Source organism: Bacteroidota bacterium (assembly GCA_016195025.1).
Lineage (GTDB): Bacteria > Bacteroidota > Bacteroidia > Palsa-948 > Palsa-948 > Palsa-948.
The window spans coordinates 1-19,933 of record JACQAL010000075.1; the positions used below are offsets into that span (position 1 = coordinate 1).

19 protein-coding genes are annotated in these 19,933 nt (G+C 40.1%); 12 read left to right on the forward strand and 7 right to left on the reverse strand.

Annotated features, from left to right (window positions below):
• The 3 genes from HY063_14165 to HY063_14175 form a co-directional block, all read right to left on the reverse strand.
• Positions 1-315: hypothetical protein (locus HY063_14165; protein MBI3502932.1), on the reverse strand; the 315-nt coding region annotated here is incomplete at its 3' end.
• Between the two features lie 158 nt (positions 316-473).
• Positions 474-2,015: a D-alanyl-D-alanine carboxypeptidase/D-alanyl-D-alanine-endopeptidase gene (gene dacB, locus HY063_14170; GenBank protein MBI3502933.1), complete on the reverse strand. Its 1,542-nt coding sequence runs from the start codon at positions 2,013-2,015 to the stop codon at positions 474-476.
• A 9-nt stretch (positions 2,016-2,024) separates the two neighbouring features.
• The gene (locus HY063_14175; protein ID MBI3502934.1) at positions 2,025-2,261 is read right to left on the reverse strand and encodes a 4a-hydroxytetrahydrobiopterin dehydratase; all 237 of its coding nucleotides are present in this window, start codon (positions 2,259-2,261) and stop codon (positions 2,025-2,027) included.
• An 88-nt stretch (positions 2,262-2,349) separates the two neighbouring features.
• Between HY063_14175 and HY063_14180 the strand changes: the two genes are divergently transcribed.
• On the forward strand, positions 2,350-2,808 hold the full coding sequence (locus HY063_14180; protein MBI3502935.1) for a hypothetical protein: 459 nt from the start codon (positions 2,350-2,352) through the stop codon (positions 2,806-2,808).
• 38 nt (positions 2,809-2,846) lie between these two features.
• Positions 2,847-6,128, forward strand: coding sequence for a SpoIIE family protein phosphatase (locus HY063_14185; GenBank protein MBI3502936.1), 3,282 nt, complete (start codon positions 2,847-2,849; stop codon positions 6,126-6,128).
• A gap of 23 nt (positions 6,129-6,151) precedes the next feature.
• Here HY063_14185 and HY063_14190 read toward each other — a convergent pair whose 3' ends face one another.
• A complete protein-coding gene (locus HY063_14190) occupies positions 6,152-6,436 on the reverse strand; it encodes a YtxH domain-containing protein (protein ID MBI3502937.1) in 285 nt (94 codons plus the stop codon).
• Between the two features lie 169 nt (positions 6,437-6,605).
• On the opposite strand from HY063_14190, the gene HY063_14195 reads away from it, so the two are divergent.
• The 9 genes from HY063_14195 to HY063_14235 all read left to right on the forward strand — a co-directional run bounded on the left by HY063_14195 (position 6,606) and on the right by HY063_14235 (position 13,769).
• Entirely contained in the window at positions 6,606-6,833 is a 228-nt protein-coding gene (locus tag HY063_14195; protein MBI3502938.1) for a hypothetical protein, read from the forward strand.
• Between the two features lie 33 nt (positions 6,834-6,866).
• Positions 6,867-7,289 carry a response regulator gene (locus tag HY063_14200; protein MBI3502939.1) on the forward strand — a complete coding sequence of 141 codons (423 nt, stop codon included), beginning with the start codon at positions 6,867-6,869 and terminating at the stop codon, positions 7,287-7,289.
• Positions 7,290-7,462: 173 nt separating this feature from the next.
• A complete protein-coding gene (locus tag HY063_14205) occupies positions 7,463-8,875 on the forward strand; it encodes an anthranilate synthase component I family protein (protein MBI3502940.1) in 1,413 nt (470 codons plus the stop codon).
• A 77-nt stretch (positions 8,876-8,952) separates the two neighbouring features.
• Positions 8,953-9,519 (forward strand): aminodeoxychorismate/anthranilate synthase component II, encoded by a 567-nt coding sequence (locus HY063_14210; GenBank protein MBI3502941.1) that lies wholly within the window; start codon positions 8,953-8,955, stop codon positions 9,517-9,519.
• Positions 9,516-10,496, forward strand: coding sequence for an anthranilate phosphoribosyltransferase (gene trpD, locus HY063_14215; GenBank protein MBI3502942.1), 981 nt, complete (start codon positions 9,516-9,518; stop codon positions 10,494-10,496). The genes HY063_14210 and trpD overlap by 4 nt, the downstream gene beginning before the upstream one ends.
• A complete protein-coding gene (gene trpC / locus HY063_14220) occupies positions 10,493-11,284 on the forward strand; it encodes an indole-3-glycerol phosphate synthase TrpC (GenBank protein MBI3502943.1) in 792 nt (263 codons plus the stop codon). The genes trpD and trpC overlap by 4 nt, the downstream gene beginning before the upstream one ends.
• Positions 11,281-11,877 (forward strand): phosphoribosylanthranilate isomerase, encoded by a 597-nt coding sequence (locus tag HY063_14225; protein MBI3502944.1) that lies wholly within the window; start codon positions 11,281-11,283, stop codon positions 11,875-11,877. The genes trpC and HY063_14225 overlap by 4 nt, the downstream gene beginning before the upstream one ends.
• The gene (gene trpB, locus HY063_14230; protein ID MBI3502945.1) at positions 11,858-13,027 is read left to right on the forward strand and encodes a tryptophan synthase subunit beta; all 1,170 of its coding nucleotides are present in this window, start codon (positions 11,858-11,860) and stop codon (positions 13,025-13,027) included. Before HY063_14225 ends, trpB begins: the two co-directional genes overlap by 20 nt.
• A complete protein-coding gene (locus HY063_14235; GenBank protein MBI3502946.1) occupies positions 13,020-13,769 on the forward strand; it encodes a tryptophan synthase subunit alpha in 750 nt (249 codons plus the stop codon). Before trpB ends, HY063_14235 begins: the two co-directional genes overlap by 8 nt.
• 21 nt (positions 13,770-13,790) lie before the next feature.
• Here HY063_14235 and HY063_14240 read toward each other — a convergent pair whose 3' ends face one another.
• On the reverse strand, positions 13,791-13,958 hold the full coding sequence (locus HY063_14240) for a hypothetical protein (GenBank protein ID MBI3502947.1): 168 nt from the start codon (positions 13,956-13,958) through the stop codon (positions 13,791-13,793).
• A gap of 195 nt (positions 13,959-14,153) precedes the next feature.
• Here HY063_14240 and HY063_14245 point away from each other — a divergent pair, with 195 nt between their 5' ends.
• Positions 14,154-17,654, forward strand: coding sequence for a hypothetical protein (locus HY063_14245; GenBank protein ID MBI3502948.1), 3,501 nt, complete (start codon positions 14,154-14,156; stop codon positions 17,652-17,654).
• A gap of 150 nt (positions 17,655-17,804) precedes the next feature.
• Here HY063_14245 and HY063_14250 read toward each other — a convergent pair whose 3' ends face one another.
• Complete coding sequence (locus HY063_14250) at positions 17,805-18,398, reverse strand: hypothetical protein (GenBank protein ID MBI3502949.1); 594 nt, start codon at positions 18,396-18,398, stop codon at positions 17,805-17,807.
• Positions 18,399-18,534: 136 nt separating this feature from the next.
• Positions 18,535-19,224 (reverse strand): hypothetical protein, encoded by a 690-nt coding sequence (locus HY063_14255; protein MBI3502950.1) that lies wholly within the window; start codon positions 19,222-19,224, stop codon positions 18,535-18,537.
• Positions 19,225-19,933: the final 709 nt, after the last annotated feature.

A 19,933-nucleotide genomic window follows, 5' to 3' on the forward strand; every position in this document is an offset into this window, starting at 1 on the left:
CCGCTTTCCAAGAGCAAGCATCCCATGTTCAGCAATGGCGATGACCCGCAGCAGTTCAGCGGCTTCATTTACGAGGTGATTCGCTGAGCAAACACCCTCTTCCATGAATGAATGGTCATGGTAATTAAATGGAAGGCCATCCTCCATGAATGAATCGTCATGGTAGTTAAATGACTCGTCATCATCCATGAATGAATCATCAGGGTAATTAACTGACTCATCGTCTTCCATTAATGACTCGTCAGGGTAGTTAAATGGAAGGTCATCTTCCATCAATGACTTGTCAAGGTAGTTAAATGCAAGGTCATCTTCCATGAATGATTAATCATGGTGATTAAATGGAAGGTCATCTTCCATCAATGGATGGTCATGGTAGTTAAATGGAAGGTCATCATCCATGAATGAATGATGATGCATGTCAGGACGCTTTGTCAGGAAAATGGTTTACTTACGTGAGTTCTGGAACAAAAAGATTATTCCACCTCCGCAATGGCAATCATAAGTTTTTCTAATTTCTCTTTCATGAGTTGAGCAGAGCAATCGTAATTGTTTACAATAATGGAGAAGACAAGCAGGTTTCCTTTTTTCGTGGTAACATAACCGGCATAACTCCGCACGCGCGACATGTAGCCGCTTTTGGCGTGAATATTATTTTCTGCGAAGGTGCCTTTACAAAGTTTTCCGAGCGAACCGCTTTTGCCCGCTACCGGCAGCGAGTTGTAAAACTTGTCGAACAGAAGCGAATCGGTTGCAATCACCCGCAGGATTTCCGAAAGTTGTTTTGTGCTCACGGCATTGAAGCGTGATAAGCCGCAGCCATCCGCCATGTAAAACCCGCGCAGGTCAACGCCTTTTGATTTCCAGTAGTTGGTTACAATGTCAATGCCGGTTTGGTCTTCACCGAATTTTGTTTTCTTCCATGCAATGGTTTTCAGAATGGTTTCCGCAAAAAGATTGTTGCTCTGAATATTGGTCTGGTAAATTATTTTATCAAGCGTGTGGGAAGTTTGTTTGAACAACACTCCTCTCTTGATTGCATGCTGTTCAGGATTTGAAACAGGTTGGTCGGGATTTGAAATCCCGACCAGCGTATCATCCGAAAAAGTAAATTCTTCCGATGAAGGAATTATTTTCCGCAGGGCGGTTGCTTTCTTTGCAACGATGATTCCGTTTTTCCGCAGCGAACTGTCAAGCGATTGCGCGCAGAAAAGCGGAGGGTCGGGCATGCTTCCTTCCACCTTATAATCGGTTTTGCTTTTCGGAATGGTTCCTTTCACATAGCGCATCATGGAATAAGGCGCGCCATAGATGTATGCCAAATCAGCATAGCCGCGCGTAACAGAAAAGTTTTTCACCCGCAGGTTCCGAACCTGCGGAGAAATTTTTGTGATGAAAGTGGAATCACCGTTTTTATTTCCCGACCTGAAGAAGAGAGAAAACTTATTGTCTTTGAAGTTCAGCCCGCTGGCGCCTGCTCCGTAATAATTTCCCATGTCGCTCCACATCCAGGTGGACGGAATGGTTTCATCTTCAAACGCGGTGGCATCGGCAATCACCGCACCTTCAATTTTTTTTATTCCCTTTGCTTTAATGATTTCCGCCCATTGGTCGGTGAGCGGAACGGTGTCTGATTTTTTTTTGAAGGTCTCCGAATCAAGCGTGGGGTCTCCGCTTCCTTTTATATATAAGTTGCCGTGAAGAATTCCCGCAGCGGTATCGAGCGCGCCATCGTATTGGAGCGAGGTCTCGTATTTAAAATCCCATCCAAGCAGCGCAAGCGCGGTGGAAGTGGTAATCACTTTCAGCGTGCTGGCAGGAACAAGCGAAAGATTACTGTTATATTCTGCCAGCACGGAATCTTTTTTTGCATCAAGCACGCACACGCTCCACGAAGCATGCGCAAGGTCGGTGTCGGATTTTAATTGCTCTATTTCTGTTTTTAATTTTGAGAATGTCTGCCCTTGGCATAGTCCGGTGTAAGATGTAAAAAGTAATATGTAATATTTTCTTTTCAATCTTAAATCTTACGTATTGAATAGTGCATCTATTGCCTCAGCCAACTTCCTGTCTTTATCCGTTACACTATCTCCTGCATCGTGCGTGCTGAGGGAAATTTCTACCGTGTTGTAAACGTTTCTCCAGTCGGGATGATGGTTCATTTTCTCCGCGAGCAATGCCACGCGCGCCATGAAAGCAAACGCTTCAGAGAAGTTTTTGAAGCGGAAAGTTTTTTTCAGCGAGTTGTTTTCTTCTTTCCACATGATTGAGTTGAATTAATGTGAGCGAAGATAGGAAAAGAGTGTTGTATTTAACCCCAAACCCTAAACTCCAAACCCGTATCTTCGCTTCATGCCTGCCCGCCTCGAAGATTTTTCAAAAGAAGAAAAGCAAAAACTTTCTTCATTGCTCATGCGCAAACTTTTGCTCATTGGAGGAATCTATGCCTGCGTGATTGTTATTTCCATTGCGTTCATTGTTTATTTTAACCTGTACAGGGAAGAATATTTGCTGAAGGACAACATTGAAGTAATCAACATTGTTTTTATAATTGTTGCCGCCATCAGCGGAAAATTATTCATCTCTGAAATTATGGATTACCGCAGGGAGATGAAGTCATCTCAGAAAAGAGTGGTGGAGGCGAAAATACTGGAAAGAAAAAACTACGAAATCACGTTGGGAAATAAATCGTTTGAAGAAGAAGATTTTCTTTTCCGCGCTCCCGAATTTGATTCGCTGAAGGAAGGCGATACGGTGCGGGTGGAACTTTCGGCTGTGTCGTCAAAACTTTTCTCTGTGAAAAGAATTTAAACCATATTCCCGTTGTTTAGTAAATTTGTTTTTCTGAAATGAGAATTTATTTTTCCGCTGCCCTTCTTTTGCTCTCCGCATTTTCTTTTTCGCAGGATGCAAAGTTCTCGCGCATTGGCGCTGAGAAAGGTTTGTCGCAGGCATCGGTAAAATGTATTTTGCAGGACAGCAAAGGATACATGTGGTTCGGAACCGGAGACGGATTAAACCGCTATGACGGTTACGAGATGAAAATTTTCCGCAACAATCCTTCCGATACAAATTCTCTTTCTGATAATAACATTGAATGTTTGGTTGAAGACAGCAAAGGAATTCTTTGGATTGGCACGCATGGAGGATTGAATGCGTATAATGCTGCGCTCAATCGCTTTCATCGTTTTCAAAACGAACGCACCAATCCGAATTCCATTAATGGCAACGTAATCAAGAGCATTTATGAAGACAAGAAAGGAACTTACTGGGTGGGCACTCCTTATGGTTTGAATTCTTTTGACGGCATAAAAAATTTTTTCACCAAGTATCAGCATGCAGCGGACGACACGCTTTCGCTGAACGGTTTCCGCGTGGATGTGATTCACGAAGACAAAAAAAACCGTTTATGGGTTTGCACCTACGATGGGGGAATCAATTTGTTCGACAGAAATAAAAAAACATTTACCTGCTATCAGGATGTAAGAAATATTGCCGGAGTGCAGCCGGAATTTTTCAACCGCATTACTTCGCTTGCCGAAGATGAATCGGGAAATTTCTGGCTCGCCACCGACAATGGCGGAGTGGCGGAGTTTAATCCCGAAACAAAAAAGTTTTTGAAAAGATATCTTCACGATGGCAAAACAGAATCTCTCTCCGATAACCGTGTTTTTTCTCTTTGCTTCGATGAAAAAAATATTCTTTGGTTCGGAACAAAAACCGGAGGCATTACCTGTTTCGATAAGCGCACCGGAAAATTTTTTTATTACATGAACAATGATTACGATGTGCAGAGTTTGGCGAGCGATGATATTAATTATGTATACAAAGACCGCGAAGGAAATCTTTGGATTGGCACCGGAGACGGTGGCGTGTGCGTTTATTTTCCCAACTCGGCAAAGTTCAGGCACTATCACCGCGATGTAACGAACGAGCACGCTTTTCTTTCCAACACCATCATGGCAATTCTTCAGGCGAAAAACGGTGATGTGTGGCTGGGAACAAAAAACGGAGGCATCACGATTATTGACCGCGCAACCAATTCCTATATTAATTACGGAGACGGTTCTCAATATTCTGCGCTCACTTCAAAAGACAACAGCGCCATTTCTTTGTACGAAGACGAAGAAGGATTAATCTGGATTGGAACATGGGGTGCCGGATTAAATTCATTCGACCGGAAAACAAATAAAATAGAAAACGTAATCAACACGGGTGCGATTACCTGCCTTGCCCCCGGGCATAAAAATATTTTATGGGTTGGATTTTACGGAGGAGGGCACGGCTTGTATGCGTTCAACCGCGACACAAAAAATTTTACGCAGTACACGCGGCAGGAAGGTCTTTCGTCCGATGATATTTACTGCGTGTATGAAGACAAAAACGAAAAAGTTTATATAGGAACAATAGAAGGCGGATTGAATGTGCTTGATTTCAAAACCGGAAAAATAAAAATCTATCAGCATGTGAATACTAAAAATTCCATCAGCGATAACCAGGTGAATTGCATTTACGATGACGGAAAAGGAAATCTCTGGCTCGGAACTTCCAACGGGCTTAATAAATTTAACGGGAAGACAGAACAATTTTCTGCGTATTACGAAGCCGATGGTTTGCCGGGAAATTATATAAATGGAATTTTATGCGACAAGCGCGGCAATTTATGGCTCAGCACCAATAATGGAATTTCGCGCTTCAATCCGAATATTGAAAACACAGAAGGCGCAGCGTTTAAAAATTTTTCGGAGCACGATGGCTTGCAGGGAAAAGAATTTAATGTGGGAAGTTTTTTTCAGAATAAAAAAACCGGTGAAATGTTTTTTGGAGGAATCAACGGGTTCAATTCTTTTTATCCCGATAATATTTCGGATAACAAGCACATTCCTCCTGTGTATATCACTTCTTTCAAAAAATTTGGAAAAGAAGTTGCGCTTGATACAACCGTCAGCGATAAAAAATATATTGAACTGAGTTACCGGGAAAACTTTATTTCATTTGAGTTTGTTGCGCTTGATTATATTTTTCCGGAGAAGAATAAATATTCTTTTACCATGGACGGATTGGATAACGATTGGTCGCCTCCTACTGCCAGGCGCTATGTGAGTTACACCAATCTTCCCGGAGGCGATTATGTTTTCCGGGTGAAAGCATCGAACAGCGATGGCGTGTGGAATGAAAAAGGAATTTCACTTTACATAAAAGTAATTCCTCCGTGGTGGAAAACAACTGCGTTTTATGTTGTTTGCGTGTTGTTTGCCATTGCATTTGTTTTCGGATTCATCCGCTTCCGCACGGCTGCCATACAAAAAGAAAATAAAATTCTGGAACAAAAAGTTGCCGAGCGCACTGCCGAACTTGCCCAGAAAAATAAAGACATCACCAGCAGCATTCAATACGCAAAAAGAATTCAGGATGCTATTCTCCCCACGCGCGAGCAAATTCAAAAACATTTTCCCGAATCATTTGTTTTGTTCAAGCCGAAAGATATTGTGAGCGGTGATTTTTATTGGTTTGGCGAAAAGAACGGGAAAAAAATTGCCGCATGCGTGGATTGCACGGGTCATGGAGTTCCGGGCGCATTCATGAGCATGATTGGAACAAATCTTCTCAACCAGATTATTCTGGAAGATGGAGTGACGGAGCCATCGGCAATTTTATCTGCGCTGAATCATGGCGTGCGTTCTGCGCTGAAACAAGGCGCCAACGCTGAAATTGAAACCACCGATGGAATGGATATTGCGTTTTGTTCCTTCGATGTGAATAAACGCGAGATGCAATTCTCAAGCGCACAAAGAAATCTTATAATTGTCCGGGAAAATAATTTAGAAAAGATTGATGGAAATAAATTTCCCATTGGCGGAGCGCAGTTGGATGCGGAAAGAATTTTTACAAATCATTTCCGCCCGTTGAAAAAGGGAGAAATGTTTTATATGTTTTCCGATGGCTATGCCGACCAGTTTGGCGGAGAGAGAGGAAAAAAATTTATGGTGAAAAAACTTCACGAAACATTACTGTCGCTGCACACCCTCCCGCTGACTGAACAAAAAATTCTTCTTGAAAAAACATTGGAAGATTGGCGCGGCAGTTACAACCAGGTGGACGATGTACTTGTTATCGGAATACGCATGTAAAACATATTGCGGAAAAAACGAGTTCATGATTTTTCTTTCCGCACCTTCGGCTCCTTGCGCCTGCTTTTTGATTTTTCACGCTCTTCTGAAAATTCTTCTTTCAATTCGTTTGCCTTCTCAATTAGTTGCGCTTTCAAATCATTCAACTTTCCCTTCGGATTTTCAATCGTGTCCTGAAGTTGGTCAATGAGTTTTGCGGTGTTTTTTGCAACTTTTTTTCTTAGCACCGAACCTTTTTCGGGAGACATCAACGCGCCTGTTGCTGCACCGAGCAAAAATGCGCTGAAGAGTTTGCTGCTTTGTTTCATCTGTAAATTGTTTTAAATGGTAAATCTGAATTTATTTCTGCTGAGAAATTTTTATTCCTTATGAAATTGTGGTGCAGTGTAAATAAAATGAGGAGTCATTTCCACACAGACAATCATATTAACATAGGCATAGATTTGAAAACTTATAAGAAGAATAAATTTTATACAAATGGAAACAGAAAAAATAATTTTGGAAAATCTCGGAAAAATTTCCGAACCCAAAAAACAAAAACCCGACCCGTATCGCTATCCGCCCAAGCCGGGACCCGACAATCCTGACCCTGAGAAAAATGTTCCCACAATGCCGGACGAAGACAATGACCCCACTGTGCCCAAACCGCACACGATTAACCCGATTAAACCTGACCCCACAAAATCTCCAAAGACATTTATATAAATTTTTTTTAACAAGTTTTCTAAAACGTATTGTGTGAAACGAAAGCCGACTATATTTGGGCGAAAAAATAATCTGGCATCTTCATTGTTTGATGAAGATGATATTGAAGTTATGCAGCCGCCAAAAAAAATTTTAGTTATAGATGATGAATTGGATATTTGTCTGCTTCTTTCCGGCTATTTGAAAAAAGCGGGGCACGAAGTGGTTTATACAACTTCCTTGCAATCCGGAATTGAAATTGCAAAACAGATAAAACCTTCCACCGTTTTTCTCGACCATAATCTTCCCGATGGATTGGGCATTCCTTATATAAATAAGTTCAAGGAACTCCAATGCGAAGTTTTTATCATCAGCGCACTCAGCAACCTGAAAGATGAGGCAATGAAAAACGGAGCCAATTATTTTTTTGAAAAACCACTGAGTTTGGCTTCGATTAAGAAGGCGGTAGAGAAATAAATTTTCTTGCTTACTTTCCGAAAACATTTTTATATTTGCCTTATAATTATGAAACATATTTCAAATAAAGGATGGTGGCTGAACACTCTTTGAGTGAACAGCGCTGTCATTTATTTGACTAACGATAACCGAAAAGGTCTGCTGTTCTCAGCAGACCTTTTTTATTTTTAACTGTGGAAAAATATAAAATACATACCAAATACAAAAAACTTTTGGCAGATACTTTCACGCCTGTGGGAATTTATTTGCAACTCCGTGATAAATTTTACAACAGTATTTTGCTCGAGAGTTCCGATTATCACGGCAACGAGAATAGTTTTTCATTCATCTGCTGTAAGCCAATTGCAACAATCAAAGTTGAAAATGAAATCGTGAGGGAAATTCTCCCCGATGGAAAAGAAGCAAAAGTTTTTATTGACGAAACTGTTTCTGTTCCTGATTTGATTCGGAATTTTTCTGAGCGGTTTGAAACGGATAACATGAATTTTAAATTTATCAGCAATGGTTTGTTTGGCTATACAACTTATGATTCGGTCCGGTATTTTGAAAACATAAAATTGAATCTTACAAAGAAAGAAGAAAAACAAATTCCTGATATTATTTACAGCGTGTATCAGTATGTAATCGCAATTAATCATTTCAAGAACGAGGCGCACATTTTTGAGCATTCGTGCGATGGAGTAGAAAATAATTTTTCACTTGAACAACTGGAAGCATTGATTTCAAACAGAAATGTTGCGCAGTTTAAATTTTCTGTAAATGGAAATGAAGAATCAAATCTTACCGATGAACAATATGTTCAGATGGTGAAGAAAGGAAAAGAAGAATGCAAGCGTGGAAATTTATTTCAGATTGTTTTGTCAAGAGAATTTTTGCAGAAGTTCAAAGGAGACGAGTTCAACGTGTACCGCGCATTGCGTTCCATCAATCCTTCGCCTTATCTTTTTTATTTTGATTACGGAGATTTTAAAATATTCGGTTCATCGCCTGAAGCGCAGATAGTGGTGAAGAATAATGAAGCGCAGATTCATCCCATCGCAGGAACTTTCCGAAGAACGGGCGATGATAAAACAGATAATGAACTCGCAGAAAAATTAAAGCAGGATAAAAAAGAAACTTCCGAACATGTGATGCTCGTTGATCTTGCAAGAAATGATTTAAGCAGAAATTGCTCCGAAGTCAAAGTAAATGTGTTTGCCGAAACACAATTTTATTCTCACGTGATTCATCTCGTTTCAAAAGTTACAGGAAAAATAAAATCCATTTCCAATTCAATAAAAGTTTTTGCAGATACTTTTCCTGCAGGAACATTAAGTGGTGCCCCAAAAGTAAAAGCAATGCAGATAATTGATTCCTGCGAAAACGATTCGCGTGGATATTATGGCGGTGCGATTGGCTTCACCGGTTTCAACGGAGATTTTAATCATGCGATTATCATCCGCTCATTTCTCAGTAAGAATAATAAATTATTTTACCGTGCTGGAGCAGGAGTGGTGATTGCATCGAAAGAAGAAAATGAATTACAGGAAGTCAATAATAAATTGACAGCGCTCAAACAGGCAGTAATCATGGCAGAAAAAATATAAACGCTGTCATTCCGAACGGCAGTGAGGAATCTCATGATGAGATTCTTCGCTTCGCTCAGAATGACAAATCAAACAATATGAAGATTTTAGTTTTTGATAATTACGATTCGTTCACATATAATCTTGTTCAGTATTTGGAACGGGTAAGCAACGCGAAGGTGGAAGTGTTTCGCAATGATAAAATTTCTTTAGAAGAAATAAATAAGTTTGATAAAATTCTTCTCTCGCCCGGACCGGGAATTCCCAGTGAAGCAGGAATTTTACTGGATGTGATAAAAGAATTTTCTCCGAAAAAAAGTATTCTCGGAGTTTGTCTCGGACAACAGGCAATCGGGGAAGTTTTCGGAGGGAAGCTAAAAAATCTCGATTCCGTTTATCACGGTGTTGCAACCGAAATGGAAATTGTGAAAGAAGATATTTTGTTTAAAAATATTCCTAAAAAATTCAAAGCAGGGCGCTATCATTCCTGGGTGGTGGATGAGAAAAATTTTCCAAACGAATTGGAAATAACTGTGAAAGATGAAAACGGATTTGTAATGGGACTTCGCCACAAAAAATTTGATGTGCGAGGAGTGCAGTTTCATCCTGAAAGCGTTTTAACAGAATATGGATTGCAAATGATAGAAAACTGGGCGAAGTCATGAAAGAAATATTAAATAATCTCTACGAACATAAAACTCTTTCAAAAGAAATAGCGAAAGAAGTTCTGGTGAACATTGCTTCCGCGAAATATAATTCTTCGCAGGTTGCTTCGTTCATGTCGGTTTTTCTCATGCGCCCGATTACAGTAGAAGAACTTTCCGGTTTCAGAGAAGCAATGCTGGAACTTTGTTTGAAAACAAAATTTGATTCGAACGAAACAATTGATATTGTCGGAACGGGAGGTGATGGAAAAGATACATTCAATATTTCTACTCTCTCGTGTTTTGTGGTTGCAGGCGCAGGAGTGAAAGTTACCAAGCATGGAAATTACGGAGTGAGTTCTGTGAGCGGTTCTTCAAATGTGCTGGAAGCAATTGGTTATAAGTTTACGAATGAAAAAAATGTTTTACAAAAAGAATTAGATGAAGCGGGATTATGTTTCATGCATGCGCCATTGTTCCATCCTGCTATGAAAAATGTTGCTCCCATCCGAAAAGAATTAGGTGTGCGGACTTTTTTCAATATGCTCGGACCGATTGTGAATCCTTGTTTCCCTAAATATCAATTGCTCGGAGTTTACAATTTGGAAATGGCACGGTTGTATAATTATCTTTTGCAGAACACAAATAATGAATACGTGATCGTTCATTCATTTGACGGCTACGATGAAATTTCACTTACAGGAAATTATAAAATCATTTCTCGTGACACAGAAAAAATTATTGAGCCCGAAATAAAATTACAGCAGAAAGATTTGTTCGGAGGAAAATCAGTGGATGAATCCGCCAAAATATTTTTGAACGTATTGAAAGGTGAAGGAACGAAAGCGCAGAACGAGGTGGTGATTGCTAATTCTGCCCTCGCAATTCATTGTGTGAGGAAAAAATCTTTAAGCGAATGCACTGCTGAAGCAAGAGAATCCCTCGAAAGTAAAAAAGCATTGAACGCATATAATAAATTAATCAGTGTTAATCTGTGAAATCTGTGGCTACTATTCTCGATAAAATAATTGCGCATAAGAAAAAAGAAGTTGAAGAACGGAAATCTTTAATTGCTGTAAACGAATTGGAGAAGTCGGATTATTTTTCTTCTCCTTGTATTTCCCTGAAAAAATCTTTGCTCGATAATTCTAAATCAGGAATCATTGCTGAGTTCAAACGTAAATCTCCTTCGAAAGGAATTATAAATGATAAAGTTTCTGTGGAAGAAATTTCCATCGGCTACCAAAATGCCGGAGCAACTGCATTAAGTATTTTAACCGATAAAGAATTTTTTGGTGGAACAACGGAAGATATTTTCTCTGTAAGAAAACAAATTCAGATTCCCATTCTTAGAAAAGAATTTATTGTTGATGAATATCAAATCATCGAGGCGAAATCAATTGGTGCAGATGTAGTTCTTCTTCTTGCGAATATTTTATCTGCAAACGAAATAAAACAATTTGCAACCACAGCCAAATTTCTTGACATGGAAGTGCTGTTGGAAATACGGGATGAGAAAGAATTAGATTCCGTAAATGTTTTGATTGATTGCATTGGAGTGAATAACCGCAACCTGAAAGATTTTAAAGTGAATGTTCAGCAGTCATTTCAACTTGCTGAAAAAATTCCAAAGGGATTTGTAAAAATTTCCGAAAGTGGGATTGATTTGTCAAAAACTATTCAGGAGTTGAAAAAAGTTGGATACAAAGGATTTCTCATAGGAGAAACATTTATGAAACAAATAAATCCCGCGCAAGTATGCAAGGATTTTATTTCTTCTCTATGAAAATTAAGGTCTGCGGAATGAAATATGCCGATAACATCAGGGAAGTTACAAAACTCTCCCCTGATTTTATGGGATTTATTTTTTACCCGAAATCAAAAAGATTTGTTGCAGATGATTTTGTAATGCCGGAAATTTCTTCTTCCATAAAAAAAGTCGGTGTGTTTGTAAATGACACAATTGAAAATATTTTTGAGAAAGTAAAAAAATATAAACTCGATTATGTGCAGTTGCACGGAGATGAATCAGAAGGGTTTTGCAAGAGAGCAGGAGAGAAAACAAAAGTGATTAAAGCATTTGGCATTGAGGAACAATTTGATTTTTCTGTTTTAAATGATTATGAAAATTGTTGCGAATATTTTCTTTTCGATACAAAGACAAAACAATACGGAGGAAGCGGAAAAAGTTTTGACAGAAATATTTTGCAGAACTATAAATTATCTAAATCATATTTTATTTCAGGAGGCATTGATTCAGCAGATACCGGAGAGTTGAAACCCTTTGCGATTGACGTGAATAGCAAATTTGAAATTAAACCCGGGTTGAAAGACATAAATGAACTCAAAAAACTTTTCGATGAAGTACACAGTAGATAAAAAGGGATACTACGGAGAATTTGGCGGAGCATACATTCCCGAAATGCTTTTCCCGAATGTAGAAGAACTGCGTCAGAATTATCCGAAAATAATTTCTTCGATAAAATTTAAAAATGAATTTCAGGATTTGCTCCGCAACTATGCAGGAAGACCAACTCCTTTATATTTCGCAAAACGGCTTTCTGAAAAATACAAAACAAAAATATTTCTGAAGCGCGAAGATTTGCTTCACACAGGCGCGCATAAAATAAATAATACGCTCGGACAAATCCTCGTTGCAAAACATCTCGGTAAAAAAAGAATCATCGCTGAAACAGGAGCAGGACAGCACGGAGTTGCAACAGCAACTGTCTGCGCGCTGATGGGATTGGAATGTATTGTCTACATGGGAGAAATTGATATTGAACGGCAAGCGCCCAATGTTTCGCGAATGAAAATACTCGGAGCGAAAGTTATTCCCGCAACCTGCGGAAGCAAAACTTTGAAAGACGCAACCAACGATGCCATCCGCGATTGGATAAATAATCCGGTGAACACGCATTACATCATCGGTTCGGTGGTCGGTCCTCATCCTTATCCGGATATGGTTGCGAGATTTCAAAGTGTGATTTCAAAAGAAATAAAAAAGCAATTGAAAAAAAATCCAAACTATGTTATTGCATGTGTTGGCGGTGGAAGCAATGCAGCAGGTGCATTTTATAATTTTCTCGAGGAGAAAAAAGTAAAACTCATTGCGGTCGAAGCTGCCGGAAAAGGAATTCATAGCGGATATTCAGCGGCAACAATGGTTTTAGGAAAACCAGGAATCATTCACGGAAGCAAAACTATGCTCATGCAAACGGATGACGGACAAATTACAGAACCGTATTCTATTTCTGCAGGATTGGATTATCCCGGTGTTGGACCCATTCACGCAAATCTTTTTAAAACGGGAAGAGCAAAATTTGTTTCTGCAACGGATGAAGAAGCGTTGCAGGCAGCATTTCTTCTTGCAAAATTGGAAGGAATAATTCCTGCTCTTGAAAGCGCGCACGCACTTGCTCATCTCGAAAAAATTGATGCAAAGAAAAATGAAACCGTTGTTGTGAATCTTTCAGGAAGGGGGGATAAAGATTTGGCAACATATATAAAGAATATGAAAGATGAATAAACTAAATACCCTATTCAGAGAAAAGAAAAATATTCTCTCCATTTATTTCACAGCCGGATTTCCGAAGTTGGATGACACGAATTTTATTTTGTCTGAATTAGAAAAATCAGGGGCAGATATGATTGAAATCGGCATTCCTTTTTCTGACCCACTTGCCGATGGTCCGACCATTCAGCATTCGAGCGAAGTTGCGTTGCGAAATGGAATGAATCTTCAACTGCTTTTTCAGCAACTGCCAACTGCAAACTGCCAACTGCCAACTCTTTTGATGGGATATTTGAATCCTGTTTTGCAATTCGGAATGGAAAATTTTTGCAGGAAAGCAAATGAAGTTGGAATTTCAGGAGTGATTCTTCCTGATTTGCCAATGGATGAATATTTGTCGAAATATAAAAATACTTTTGAAAAATATAATCTGAAAAATATTTTTCTCATCACTCCTCAAACTTCTGATGCGAGAATTAAAATGATTGACAAACATTCGGATGGATTTATTTACATGGTTTCATCTGCAAGCACCACCGGAACAAAAATGGGAATTGATTCTGAAAAAGAAAAATTCTTTCAGCGGATTAAGAAAATGAAATTAAAAAATCCTGTTATGATTGGCTTTGGCATTTCAGACATGGAAAGTTTTTCCAGAGCATGCAAGTATGCAAATGGAGCCATCATCGGCTCGGCATTCATCAAACATTTGGAAAGTGGAGCAGAGGTGAAAAAATTTATTTCCGGAATCAAATAATTTCTCACTTATTATCTTCTTTCACCAGCAGAATGGAAAATCCCAGAGTTCTTCCACTGATTTTTTTGTTTCTTCCAGCGTGGCAGCAGCGGTTCGCTTCTTGGAAACAGAACAAAAAAATCCTTCCTCATCAAACCAAACATATGAGGTGGTGAGGTTGTAAACTTTTTTGTTGGTGGGAATTTCCATGAATCTTCGAAAAACGAAAGAGAACGAAAAATACGAAAACGAAGATACTTCGTATGTTCATATAATTTCGTGTTTCGTTGGTGTGCGAAAATACAATAAGCACTGCGAAGTATGAAAAAAAAATTAAAATGCTGGCATGGATTTTTCTTTCGCACTCCATTTTTTTCTTACCTTGGCTCAATCAAATAACTAACTATGAAAAATAAATTTCTACTTCCGTTTCTTATTGCGGCATTGATTTCATCCTTCTCTTTTTCGCAAACTTCCTGGATGCAAATGATGCAAGACCCCACTGTGAATTTTTACGATGTGAAAAAAGAGTTCGGCAAATCACTTCACAAGTACGAGAAGCGGATGAAGAAATTAAAACACACGGATGCTGACCGGGAAGAAATGGAAATGCCGGGCTTGATGCAATATAAACGCTGGGAATGGTTCACCGAGCCGAGAGTATATCCTACGGGTGACAGAATGCAAATAGAAAAAGCAATGTTTAATGTGAAAGATAAGTTGTTCAGAAATTCTTCTGCCAACAAAACCATCCCCAGCATCATGCAGGTGGGAAACTGGACATTGTTAGGACCCACCACAGTCATTCCAACAAACGGAGGCGATGCCGGAAGAATTTGCAGCATTGAGATTGACCCAACCAACTCTAACCATATTTTTACGGGCGCTCCTGCTGGTGGTTTATGGGAATCAACAAATGGAGGCACATCGTGGAGTACAAATACGGATGACCTTCCTGTTCTTGGCATTGGAGATATTTCCATTGACCCCACTAATACCAACATAATGTATATTGGAACAGGCGATGCAGATGCTACCGATTCTTATTCAGCAGGAGTTTTAAAATCTACCGATGGAGGAATGACATGGAATATTACAGGGCTTAGTTTTTTGGTAAGCCAGGGTGTGAGTGTCAGCCGCGTGCTTATTAATCCGAACAACACCAATATGATTTTTGCAGGAACGAGCACGGGTGTTTACCGCTCGCTTGATGCAGGTGCTACTTGGGTAAAAACATTAAGTTCAGGAGGAATTAAGGACATGGAATTTATGCCCGGAAATCCTAATTATGTTTATGCAGCAGGGACTGCATTTTACCGTTCTACGAATGGAGGAACAACTTTTTCAACTATCACAAGCGGTATTCCTTCTACCGGTGTTAGCCGCCTCGCCATTGCAGTTACTACGGCAGATTCAAATTATGTGTATGTTCTTGCAGGAAAATCTTCCAACAATGGTTTTTTAGGATTATATCGTTCCACGAACGGAGGAGGTTCTTTCACGCTTCAATCGAACTCTCCCAATATTTTAGGGTGGGCATTTGACGGAAGCGATGTGAGTAAAGGAGGTCAGGCATGGTATGATTTGGGGCTGGCTGCTTCTCCCACCAACAAAGATGAAATTGTTACCGGTGGTATAAATATCTGGCGTTCTACAAACGGTGGCGTAAGTTGGACGCTTAATGCGCATTGGCAGGGACAAGGCGCGCCCTATGTTCATGCCGATGTTCACACCTTACACTACTTGAATGCAACCACTGTTTATGCCGGATGCGATGGAGGAGTATATTATACGAACAACAACGGAACTTCATGGACTGATTTAGGAAATGGGCTTCAGATTGCACAGATGTATCGCCTCGGATGCGCTAAAACAAACGCTAACATTGTGTGGGAGGGCTGGCAGGATAACGGAACCAATCTTTGGAATGCCGGTACATGGAGCCGCCCGCTCGGTGGTGATGGCATGGAATGCTTTGTTGACTGGTCAAACTCCAGCACTGTTTATGGAGAACAGTACAATGGGAATTTACAGCGCTCGATTAACGGGGGAGCAAATTGGGTGACAATTACAGCAGGAATTTCTGAACTGGCAAATGGCGCATGGGTAACTCCCTGGGGCCAAGACCCTAAGAGTTCAGCCACTATTTATGCCGGCTATTCTAATGTTTGGAAATCTATTAACAAGGGTAGCGGCTGGGTTAAAATTTCATCCATCAATGCCGGTTCGCTGCAATCGCTTGCATTAGCACCCTCCAATCCCAATTATATTTATACCGCACCCTCTTCCAATTCTCTTTATAAAACCACCAATGGCGGGTCATCATGGTCAACCATTTCTACAGGGTTGCCGGCTCAGTCAATCACCTATATTGCAGCAAGCGGCAATGACCCCAATCGTGTGTGGGTAACTTTCTCAGGTTATAATGGCGCTCAGCATGTTTATAAAACCACTAACGGAGGTTCTTCGTGGACAAATGTTACTTATGATTTGCCGAACATTCCGGCAAATTGCGTGGTGGTTGATACTACTTCTGCCGTTGAAGGAATTTATGTCGGAACCGATTTGGGTGTTTATTATATTGACACCACCCGCACCACATGGCTTCCTTTCAATAACGGTTTGCCAAATGTAACGGTGGATGAATTAGAAATTCAGTACACAGCAAAAAAACTTCGCGCAGCAACTTATGGAAGAGGTTTATGGGAAACAAGTTTATATAATGCTTCTTCGTTAACGCCTTCAGCAAACTTCAAAGGAAATACTTTGCTCGGCTGCCCGGGCATGCAAGTGCAGTTCACCGATATGTCAACCAACACTCCCACGAGTTGGAACTGGACTTTTACCAATGGAAATCCTTCTTCTTCCACAGTGCAGAATCCATTAGTTACTTACACCACTGCCGGAACATGGAACGATGTGAAGTTAGTGGCTGCGAACGGAAACGGAAGCGATTCGGTAACGAAGTACAGTTATATAGGAATAAGTCCCGCAGTGAAACCCACTACTAATCCTGCAGGCACTTTAACCATTTGCGGGACCAGTAAAGTTTATTCAAGTTACGGAACATCCTATAAATGGCTTCCCACCAACTCTACTAATAATTTCCTGAATGTAACTTCTACAGGCGTTTACCAGGTAATTGTTACCGATATGTTCGGCTGCTCCGATACTTCGCTGGCAGTAAATGTTACTGTTCTTCCTCTTCCCACGCCATCGGTTAGCGCCACTACCACCCTATGCAGCGGAGCAAGTGCAACTTTAACAGCAAGCGGTGGAAATACCTATAGTTGGAACGCTACAGGACAAACAACCGCCAGCATTGTGGTGAGCCCAACCGCAACTACAAACTATGTTGTTACTGCCACCGATACCAACGGCTGTTCGGCAACCGCCAATGCCTCTGTGGTGATTGACCCTATCGCGGTTATCGCTATCACTTCTTCGGGCGATACGCTGAAATGCAATCCTTCATCGGGCGTTAGTTATCAATGGTATCAAAACGGGGTTTTAGTGCCAGGTGCAACGCAGTCAACTTTTCTTGCCACTACCGGTGATTCATGCTATGTGGTTATTACCGACACGTACGGCTGCAGCAGTCAGTCAATCGTAGTGTATACAGGCGTGCAGGAAAATACTATTCCCGGTGTGAATATGTTTATTTCTCCTTCGGTGAACAGCGGCTCCTTTGCGCTCGATGTTTCGCTGGCGGAGCCCCTGCAGCTGGCGGTGGAAATTATGGATGCCGCGGGAAGAAAAATTTATGCGAAAGAATTGGGCACCATCAGCGCCACGCTGCACGAAAACTTTTCGCTCAAACTCAGCAAGGGAATTTATTTCCTCTCGCTGCGCGGGAAAAAAGAAGGAGACGAACGAAGGGCGGTGAAGAAGTTTATTGTGGAATAAACAAACTCGTTCCGTTCTTTCTCTGAAAAGAGAATTATAAAGTAAAAAGACCTTCAAGGTTTCAAAAACCTCGATATAAAACCTTCAAGGTTTTGAAAACCTTGAAGGTTTGAATGTTTTAGAAACCTTGAAGGTCTCCGACACCGGTTTTTAAAAATCTTCAATTCCGGTTTCTTTAGGAGGAAAGTTGTGGCAGTAAATAAAATTTTCTTTGTCTTCAAACCAATTAATAGTTTCTTCTTTCAGCAGCAATGTAGAAGCCGAAGAAAGCAATGCATTATAGGAAGAATATTTCCATTCCTTTGGTTTGCCTGCCAAACCTGCTTCTACGGGATTATAATGGATATAATGAACAACTTTTCTTAAATATTTTTCATTCGTAATTTTCTTGCGCTTGAAGGTATGCATAAACAAACTTCCTTTTCTGTTCTGCTGTTTGTTAAATGCTTTTGAGTAGGCATTAAAGAAATTACTGAATTGCTGCGATATAAAACCTTCAAGGTTTTGAAAACCCTGAAGGTTTGAATCCGGTAACAATTTTAATTCATTTTCACTTTTTATTCTTATTAAAAAATGAAAATGATTCGGCATAAGGCAGTAGCAGAAGGTGTCAGTGATAGGGAAAATATATTCCTTATATCGTTTAAGAAAGAAAGTATAATTGTTTTCTTTCAGGAATATTTTTTCATTTCCATTTCCCCGGTTAAAAATATGATAAACAAAATCTGGTTCAAGATGCAGCATATCAATCGGTTTAATTCAAAGGTAAAAAAGAAAGACCTTCAAGGTTTTTGAAACCTTGAAGGTCTCTGACACCGTAAAAAAAACCTTCAAGGTTTTGAAAACCTTGAAGGTTTGACTGTTCAGCAATAAGAGCGCCTCAGGGAATAACCACCTGCAAGGGAAGTTGAGTAAATTCTCCCGGCTGGTTGCGCGTGTTGCGCCAGCGGCAAAATCCGTATACTTTTTTTCCGCAGTTCGAAGCGTCAAAATTTAATTTAAGCGGAGAGCGCGATGCCATGGCGCTGAGGTTGCAATCATTCACCGTGGCAGGCGGAGTATCGCCCACTTTATATAAAATTTCCATAAGCGCTATCCCTTTTGGTTTTCCTCTGCGGCTCACTCCTTTTTCATCGGGCTGCTGCTTAAAGAAAACTTTCACCTGGTTGCCGTTGCCCTGCGTGGCATCCACATTGGGAGTGGTGTTGGGCACTGGAGCGGGAGTGCGGTGTGTTTTAGGAACCGTTACACCGAGCGCCACTTTCTGAGGGTCGGATACCAGCGGGTTACTGGAAATAAAACGTTTTACAAATTCGCGCATTGCTTTTTCATAGTCCTTGCGCGCCAGGGTTTTTGCCCTTACCTGAGCCGGAGTGCGTGTGCCTTTGTTTCCTATGCCGCCTGCTGCATAGGCGGAAGCCCACGCGCTTTGCTTGACTTGAAGGGCGTTTACATCGCTTCCGTTAATAAGCCACGAACCGTAATTGGCAAGCAGCACTGTCATAAAATTTAACTGGTAGCCATTGAAGATGTCATCTCCGTTTGGCAAGTAATCCTTAGATTTATTCATAATTTTTAAGAAATTAAATTGTTGTATGATTTTTGAGTGTTGTGAAAACATTTTTGATTAATCCGGAAACAATTTCTACTGATAGAAATATAGTATATAGTAGTAGAAGAACAATTTCTATTGATAGAAATACAATTTGCGGTAATCGAAAAACAATTTCATCAACTGTTTATACCTTTTTTATTGATTGAACTTGCAATTGGAAGGGAAGAAAGGTTTTTAACTTCACTCCTTTTGCAGCGCTTACTCTTGCTGAACAGTATGTCAAAGAACCGAAAGGCGCGGCAAGTATAGAAATAGTTTTTGTGTTGTCAATTTTTAATTTATATAATGCATATTAAACAACTCATTAAAAGTTAATTAATAGTTAATAAACTTATCGTATTTTCTTTTTTCCGCTATGAAAAAAACAACTGTAAAAAAGTTCATAACGTTATTAACAGGGCTGTTAATTGTGAATAACAAACTTTTTGAAAAGTGCGGAAAAACAATGTTTATATTTGCTTTTGCAGTTGCTTGCAAACGAAAATAAATATTTACAATCGGCTGAAGTTGCGGCAATCCATCTGTTAGATTCAATTGGCGTAACACGGCTGGACAATTTCGCGCAGACAAAATGTTTTCAGCGCAGGACAGTTGAGCAAGGACAAAGACCGCTGAAAAAAAATCGGAAAGATTTTTTGATTTCAAGTCGCTGCGGTGAAACACC